We start from the raw sequence: 7,982 nt of genomic DNA on the forward strand, positions 1-7,982 counted from the left end.
CGGATGAAGAACACGGCATCACCTCCAAGGACGGAGTGTTTGCCGGCGGCGACGCTGTCACCGGCGCGGCCACCGTTATCCTCGCTATGGGCGCGGGCAAGCGCGCTGCTGCCGCGATGGATGAATATATTAAAATAAGCAGTGACTGCTGCATATTGAAAAACGGACTCTATCCTCATAGATAACATTAAATCCGTTCAGGCAAGAGTAAAGCTACCATGATATTGCTAGCCTTGCTCTATTTTAAGATTATCGATAGGAAAACGGCACGATACTGACCTGCTTGCTCTGTGGTATGATATAATCTCTTCTCTCGGCTAAAACTCTTTTTCAATATCCACACATGCACTAATTTATCGTTTGAGCGTCAAACATAAAGGCGGCCAAACGGCCGCCCTTATGTTTGACGCTTACCAAATCATTGTGAGTGAGAAAAGAAATTGGGATACAGAATGTCAGATCGAAGCGCAAAGAAAGCGCTTATGCATCTTCTTCCTCTGGAACCATAACGACTTTCAAAGCCTGACCGGCACGCAACAGATCAAGCGCGTCCTGGAACTTGGAGAGCGGAAATACATGAGTAACAATCTCATCGAGCGGGAGTACGCCGGACTCGATCAACTCAGCGGTGCGCTGGAATTTATACTTGCCGATGAATGCGCCCATGATGGTTAGATCCTTACGAACGATCTGCTTGCCGACGATGAGCTTCTCTTCGTGGATCTCGTCGTGGCCGAACTGCATGACCTTGCCGAGGTTGCGGGCAACAGCGCATGCGGTCTCGAACATCCAGCCAACACACTCGACGGAGATATCAACACCGTCATTATCGGTCTCACGGGCAACGACTTCCTCGATGGACTCCTTAGTCGGGTCAACAACGATGTCAGCGCCTACCTTGAGTGCCTTCTCGCGGCGGTATGCGGACGGCTCGGAAACGATAATCTTGGTAGCGCCGTTCATTTTCAGCAGGGCGATGAACAACAGGCCGATCGGGCCGGCACCCAGTACACAGACGGTATCGCCGTTGTTTACATTGATGCGCTCGACTGCAGCCGCGACACAGGAGATCGGCTCAGCCAGAGCAGCAATGTGGAACGGAACATCAGGGCTGATATGGTACAGGGAGTGCGCTGGGGCAACTGTGTAGTTGGTGTGCGCGCCATCCTTGAAGATCCCGGCAGTGATCGGATGGTTTGCGAATTCCGGATGATCAGCAGGGAAGTACAACTCGGTGCAGCGATCAGGACGATCCTCACGGCAGAACTTGCACTTGCCACAAGACGGATGCGGGTCAACGATAACAGTATCACCTGGCTTGAACTCGGTTACGGCAGAGCCGACCTCTTCAACGACCGCAGTGTACTCGTGGCCCAGAATGGTACCCGGAATGGACGGATGGATCGCATCCGGGTGTAGAATGTGCAACTCGGTACCGCAGATACCGATGCCGCGAACCTTCAACAGAACATCGTCGGGCTTCTTGATGGACGGCTTTGGACGATCTTCAAAGCGAAATTTGCCGGGTGCTTCAAATACGATTGCTTTCATAGTAGGATCCTCCTGTTTTTCATATTTGTAGTGATGGTAGTGTTATATAATATATAAAAACTACGCGGAGTTAAGATTTAGTCAGCCCACGGATGGAGCAGGACCTTCATTTCCGTGCCGCTGCGCATCGCTGCAAGCGCATCTTGGAAATCAGTGAGCTTGTAATGCTTGGAAACGATAACCGACGGATCGGTGCTGCCGCATTCCAGCAGGCGGGCAACGGCAGGGAAAGTGTAGTCGCCGATGTAGCTACCCATAACTGTCAGGCACTTGCGAGTGATCTCATTCTGCTTGATGGTCTGCATCTTTGCGAAATTCTGACCGAACAATAGGAGACGGCCGCCCTTGCGCGCACAGTCGATCGCGTCTGCGAACAGAATGCCTACTGCATCGACGACCACATCAACGCCGAGACCGTTGGTGCTTGCGCGAACTTCTTCACTGATATTCTGCGTCATTGGGTTAAACACCTTGTCTACGCCGATCTTCTTTGCATATTCCGTTCGGATCTTGGAGACCTCGGAAACGAACACTTTGCCGGCACCGTTAACGCGGAGCATCATGGCGTACAGCAGGCCGATCGGACCGCCGCCCAGAATGAGGACGCTTTCACCTGCGAGCAGTTTGATCTTTTTCACGCCGCCCATTACGCAGTTCATCGGCTCCGCCAGAGCTGCTTGATCGAGCGGTACGTTCTTGGAGATCGGAACGATAACCTTCTCTGCGCATTTGGTATACTGTGCAAATACGCCGTTGGCTGCGAAACCGAGCAGCAGCAGTTTTTCGCACATGTTCGGCATACCGATCTGGCAGTAATGGCATTTGCCACAGGGAATGTTCGGATCAAAGATTACTCGGTCGCCGGGCTGAACAGTGGTGACTGCGTCGCCGATCTCGACAACTGTGCCGACACATTCATGGCCGATAATCACACCGGGCGTTGCCGGATAACCGGGGGGATCAGCCAAAAGGTGCAAGTCAGAACCACAAATGCTCGCCCGTTCGACTCTGATGATGACATCATCCGGATGTGTGAGCTGTGGAACAGGATGCTTGACGACTTTTGCGTGGCCGATGGATTCAAAAATCACAGCATCCATCATAGTGCTTTGCATATTTACCCTCCTTCTTGTTCGTAATCGTGTAATAGTGCGCATTTTTTTGAAATGTAACTTGTTTCTTTGTGATTTAAACTATACACGCAAAGGTCAAGGGTGTCAATAGAAAAATTTACACTTAATCGTGTTTTGTTGAAAGCAGACAGGATATATCACCAATAATTTAGATGAAATGACGAAAGGTTCCGCTTTGAAAGACGATGGACTCTAAAATCAATATTTTTGAATTATTTTACATCATCTATTGATTTTTTATCGGAAAATGATATACTTGTAACAAGTTATAAAACATATAGAAAGGGCAAATGCCATGAAAAAAGATAAAACATATCTGGGCATTCGTGATATTGCGCGTTTAGCGGGTGTTTCGATCGCTACGGTATCCAGAGTGTTGAATGACCCTAAAACGACAACGGAAAAGAGTCGTAAAAAAGTTATGGATATTGTAGAGCGTTACAATTATGTGCCTAATATCGCGGCGAAAAATCTTTATTCTGGTCATTCAAATTCCATTGCACTTTTTGTTTATGATATGACGAACCCGTTCTATACGCAGTTTATCAAGTATTTCAACAATATTGCGATGGATAATGGATATACAGTCATCATATATGACGCCGAGGACAGTGAAGAACGAGAGAAAAAGTTTCTGGAATTCTGCCGTGGCATTCGTGTGGCAGGCATCGTATATACGGCCGGCTCTACGCGCGAATTGATCGGCGGGGGAGGCGAGGCTTTCGATTTTCCGATCGTCGTGATCGACCGCAAGGGTTTCGGAGACAAAGCAAGCTACTCTGTGCGCGCGAACTATTATAAAGGGCTGTCTTTGCTGGTAGGACATATAGCTTCGCTAAATCATAAAGAGATCGGCTTCATCACTGGGCCAATTTCTATTTTCTCCGCACGCGAACGACTGAACGGCTTCATTGATGCAATGGCCGAGCGGGGCCTGTCGATTCGGGAGGAATGGATATACCGTGGAAATTACAAAATTTCCGGCGGTTTGGAAGCTTACGACTATTTTGCAAGCTTAAAGGATCAGCCGACTGCCGTGATCGCTTCGAACGACCGCTTGGCACAGGGGTTTATTCTGCGTGCCAATGAATGCGGGCGGCGTATTCCGGAAGATATCTCGATTTGTGGTTTCGACGGCTTTTTGACCGATTTCTATCCGCCGATCACGACCGTAAAGCAGGATCTAAAGCTGATCGCGGAAGCGGCCTTCAGCAAGCTGATTGGTCGGGACGAGGGAATGCCGCCGGAGGAGTTGGTCACAGATGTTACGCTCCAGATTGGCAAAACAACGCGCGCAATATGACGAAAGTAACATTTTCAACAAACAGATACATTCGGCGAAACGCAATATAGAAACTGTAAAAAGGCGAGATGAAATATTTTTCATTCCGCCTTTTCAATTGTCTTTCGGCGTATTACGTGAATTTTGGGAAATCGTCTAACACATTGGTCAATTTACCTAATTTTTTTTTTCAAATACAGCAAGATTTACTATTGATTATTTCCATGGGATGCCTGTATCATTGAATTGTAACTTGTTACTTTGAACCATTAACGCATTAAGAGAGGGTGAACGCCCCTGACTACCACTATTATGTTACTGTTTGGAGCCATAATGATGCTGAACGGAGTGCTGATGACAATGAGCGGCAAGAAGTTACAGAAAACCGTTTCAGAGTTGCGGGCGAAGGGAGAGGTATTGTCGGGAGAACAAAAAGGGTTCTTGTTTCTGCGATCTTACCAAGCGCTAATGGCAGTAGATTGTAAGGGCGTCATTCAAGATGCACGCTTGGTGACTACTGGTTTTTTCAGTCCTGGAAAAGTGCAGCGGCTGGATCTAGAGAAGCTGAGCATCCACGCAATGCCGTCTGAACTGAAGAGCGTGACACCTTTTGCATTAAACGCTTGCAACAACGCTGTTTGGAGATATCTGCGTCTTCAAGAACGCAAATCAGGAGGTAAAAGATGAGGTTTGGGATTATTATCGCGGTTATCTTATTTGAGATAATTACGACGGTCGCAGCTGGTATCTATGTTAACTGCAAGGCGAAAGCATCCGGACAAGGAAACTCTTTCGCCGTTGGTGGACGTTCGCTTGGTACCTGGGCGGTCGGTACGACGATCTGTCTGATATGCCTTGGTTCCGGCCATACAACAGGTACGATGGAAGGTGCGTATTCGATTGGTCTGTCACAGGTATGGCACACCATGGGCAATGGTATTGCACTCAGCCTTGCAGCAGTGACGACCTTTATTTGGGCACGCCGCCTGCGCATCACTTCGCTTGGCGACGTACTGACTACGCTTTACGGAAGAGGCTTGACAGTTTGTGTCGCAGCGGTAAATATCGCTGTAGGCTGGGGCGTGTGCTCCTGTGAGACACAGGCTATGGGAGTTGTTATCAATGCGCTAACTGGCTGGAACCTAAAAACGGCAGTTATCGCCGGTACGATCATCGGTTTCCTTTATATCATCATCGGAGGTATGGAACAGAGTGCTATTTTAAACCAGTTCAATATCGTGTTGCTATACGGTGGCCTTGGTATAGCGCTGCTCTACATCGTGCATGGTCTGGGTACCGGCGGTTTGGAGAATGTTCGAGAATACTATGTTTCTGCCGGTCAGAGCGATATGCTACGCTTTACCGGAGCGCCCGGCTTCCTGCTGAAAGTCGGTTTGCCTACCTTGCTGGCTCCGTTCTTCTGTAATATCTGTGGACAGCAGACCATGCAGGTCGCTGCTTCTGCCAAGAGCGAGAATGCAGTTCGCCGTATCGCTTATTTCGTCGGTCCCATGAACTGCATCATTGGCGGTATCTCCGCTACCTTCGCAATTATCGCAAAGTCTCTGCCGCAGTATGCAGAGCTAGATGCAAAGGTCATCTCTGTTCGTATGCTGGTCGATATGCTTCCGAACTGGCTGATCACTCTGGTTCTTGCCGCATTCCTAGCGGCGCTGCTCTCCTCGTTCGGCGGTTTTGTTATGGGTCCGGCTACCATTATCGCAAACGACTTTATCAAGGCCTACTTTAAGCCGAATATGACTACGAAAGAAGAGTCACGTTGGATCCGCGTTGGGGTGGTCATCGGTACGATCATCTGCGGCATCCTGGCCCAGATGCTCCCGCCAGTTATCGAGATGATGACTTGGTTGTTTGCTTTCATGGCACCGACTTTTTTTCTCGTAGTTTACGGTTTGTGGTGGAAGCGTAGTAATATTGTCGGTACCGGTACGTTTCTGATCGTTTGGCTGATTGCAAATATTTGGACCTTTACCGATCTGAAGTATGTAATCGGTATGGGAAATGTCGATATGTTGTATATCATCCTTGTTCTCTCTGTTGTTCTTCCCATAATTGGAAACTGTATCTTCAAAACCAAGCAGGGTTATTTTCACTCGGATGAGTGGAAGCAGTCTGAGGAATACCGTCTATATCAGAAAGATAAGCATGAAGGCCGCGCATAAGGAGGAAATGTTTCATGATATTTTGGTCGCTTGAGTTCAAGATCATCGTAACCCAGCTTATATGGGCAGCTATCTGTCTGATTGTAGACAAGATTGTCCGTTCCGGCAGTAAAAGCTCTTAAACAGAAGGAGGAAAAGATTATGCTGGTTGAGAGAACGCTAATGGCTTTGCTGGTAGGTGTTATGCTGTTTTTCTTCGTGCTGGGTTTTGTAGGTATTTATATACAAGACAAGCGTGAAAAGGTGATGCCTGATCCCTTGACTGATGATGGTGCAGAGGGAGACGATACCGTTACATTTGGAGGACGATAATTATGTCTAAATACAGGTTTGCATGCACAGAATGGGGGATGCCCGGCAATGGCTCATACAGTGTCCGCATTGCGGCAGAAGCTGGTTTGGACGGCCTACAGATTGAGATCGGCAAATATGAGGACGGCTACCCTTTGGCTCAGAAGAGTGTTCGCGAGGGCTATATGGAGGATGCTAAGCGCTATGGCATCGAATTTCCTAACGTTACGGTAAACGATGTAGGCACTTACGAGTTCGTCAACGGCCGCAACACGCCCAATGGTCGCATTGCCTATGAAGCTTTTGATATTGCCATCGAGTGCGCGGCAGAAATGGGTATCGACATGGTGTTGATTCCGAATTTCTTTGATAACTTTATCACAAAGCCAGAACACTACGATAATGTAGCCGAGGCGCTACAGTACTGCTGTGATAAAGGAAAACGTTATGGCATCACTATCGCGCACGAGACCCCGCTCCTTTGGAAGGATCACAAAAAGATTTTCGACAAGGTAAATCGAGAAAATATCGGTGTGTTCTATGACTCCATGAACTATAAGTTCTGGATCAACGCTGATCCTATGCAGGTTCTGAAAGATGTGTATCCGTATATGGTCAATCAGCTCCATTTTAAGGACGGTGTGACCGAAATGTCTACTGCACTTCTCGGTGAGGGTAGCATGGAGTTCGCAGAGCAGGCCAAATTTATTAAGGAATCGGACTATTCCGGCTGGATCATTACCGAAAATTTTTACAGCCATCTGCCGATCCGTGGCAGCAGCACTGCCGATCAGATTGCGCTTCTTAAGAAAGATCTGCGGACCATGAAAGCGGCACTGGGTGCGAACGAATAATTCGCTGTTGGATGTTTTCTAAACTTAAACTGCCGTAGTTATTGACTATGGTGCCGAATGAAAAAGCTGGAATGCATCTTCAAGTCATTTTGACTTTCGCTATTCAAAAATTTATGATGGAAAGGGCGAAAGCACTTGTTGCTTTCGCCCTCTTATTATTGTAAGGAAAAACCACCGGCTTAGCCGGTGGTTCTAAAAAGCTTTAGCTATGCCCAGAAAAAACATCTGAGCGAAGCGAGGAGACATTACTAAAACAATAGGGTGGGGGATGTAAAGATACGGCAAACTGAAAGAGAAGCATCCCGCCATTATTAATAGCAGCGGGACACCACACGCAAAAGAAATATTATTTAGTGAGCCTATAGGTTCGGCTGGTAAAAGGCCCTAAGGGGGCCTGTGCAAACCAACGGCACGGCCGGTGGTTATGATTGTCCAATAGGCAAGACAGGGTGGATCAGTTAATGGCGACGTGCGATACCGTTCACCTTGCCATGCAGGGACAACTAACCCTGCGACTTCTTTCAGGTTGTTTGCTTATTCGTTAAGAGACGGTTCAAAAAGATAGGTTTCGTCCCAGCCTGCCTAAGCAGTATGGTGTGGACAAGAACGTACCAGTTGCGGCTTGCGAAAGAGTCGTATCATTCGATATAGTCGCTTTGCTTTTTTGCGGGCTGAAAGTTTGTCATTA

Annotated in this window: 7 protein-coding genes and 1 pseudogene; 6 read left to right on the forward strand and 2 right to left on the reverse strand. The window is 47.9% G+C overall.

Translation table 11 applies throughout. From position 1 onward, the window contains the following. Positions 1–185 (forward strand): annotated as a pseudogene (locus ACYQ3S_RS15205) (hypothetical protein); the annotation flags it as partial. Between the two features lie 295 nt (positions 186–480). Here the strand turns inward: ACYQ3S_RS15205 and ACYQ3S_RS15210 are convergent. Both ACYQ3S_RS15210 and ACYQ3S_RS15215 read right to left on the reverse strand, forming a co-directional pair. Beyond that, entirely contained in the window at positions 481–1,551 is a 1,071-nt protein-coding gene (locus ACYQ3S_RS15210) for a zinc-dependent alcohol dehydrogenase (protein WP_459690194.1), read from the reverse strand. Between the two features lie 77 nt (positions 1,552–1,628). Then, positions 1,629–2,666: an alcohol dehydrogenase catalytic domain-containing protein gene (locus ACYQ3S_RS15215; RefSeq protein ID WP_459690195.1), complete on the reverse strand. Its 1,038-nt coding sequence runs from the start codon at positions 2,664–2,666 to the stop codon at positions 1,629–1,631. A 313-nt stretch (positions 2,667–2,979) separates the two neighbouring features. Here ACYQ3S_RS15215 and ACYQ3S_RS15220 point away from each other — a divergent pair, with 313 nt between their 5' ends. The 5 genes from ACYQ3S_RS15220 (at position 2,980) to ACYQ3S_RS15240 (ending at position 7,294) form a co-directional block, all read left to right on the forward strand. Beyond that, the gene (locus tag ACYQ3S_RS15220; RefSeq protein WP_459690197.1) at positions 2,980–3,987 is read left to right on the forward strand and encodes a LacI family DNA-binding transcriptional regulator; all 1,008 of its coding nucleotides are present in this window, start codon (positions 2,980–2,982) and stop codon (positions 3,985–3,987) included. A gap of 312 nt (positions 3,988–4,299) precedes the next feature. Then, a complete protein-coding gene (locus tag ACYQ3S_RS15225) occupies positions 4,300–4,653 on the forward strand; it encodes a hypothetical protein (protein ID WP_459690199.1) in 354 nt (117 codons plus the stop codon). Next, on the forward strand, positions 4,650–6,149 hold the full coding sequence (locus ACYQ3S_RS15230) for a sodium:solute symporter family protein (RefSeq protein ID WP_459690201.1): 1,500 nt from the start codon (positions 4,650–4,652) through the stop codon (positions 6,147–6,149). The genes ACYQ3S_RS15225 and ACYQ3S_RS15230 overlap by 4 nt, the downstream gene beginning before the upstream one ends. A gap of 141 nt (positions 6,150–6,290) precedes the next feature. Then, positions 6,291–6,461: a hypothetical protein gene (locus ACYQ3S_RS15235; protein ID WP_459690203.1), complete on the forward strand. Its 171-nt coding sequence runs from the start codon at positions 6,291–6,293 to the stop codon at positions 6,459–6,461. 2 nt (positions 6,462–6,463) lie between these two features. Continuing rightward, complete coding sequence (locus tag ACYQ3S_RS15240) at positions 6,464–7,294, forward strand: sugar phosphate isomerase/epimerase family protein (protein ID WP_459690205.1); 831 nt, start codon at positions 6,464–6,466, stop codon at positions 7,292–7,294. Positions 7,295–7,982: the final 688 nt, after the last annotated feature.

This window comes from Agathobaculum sp. TL06 (genome assembly GCF_054658635.1).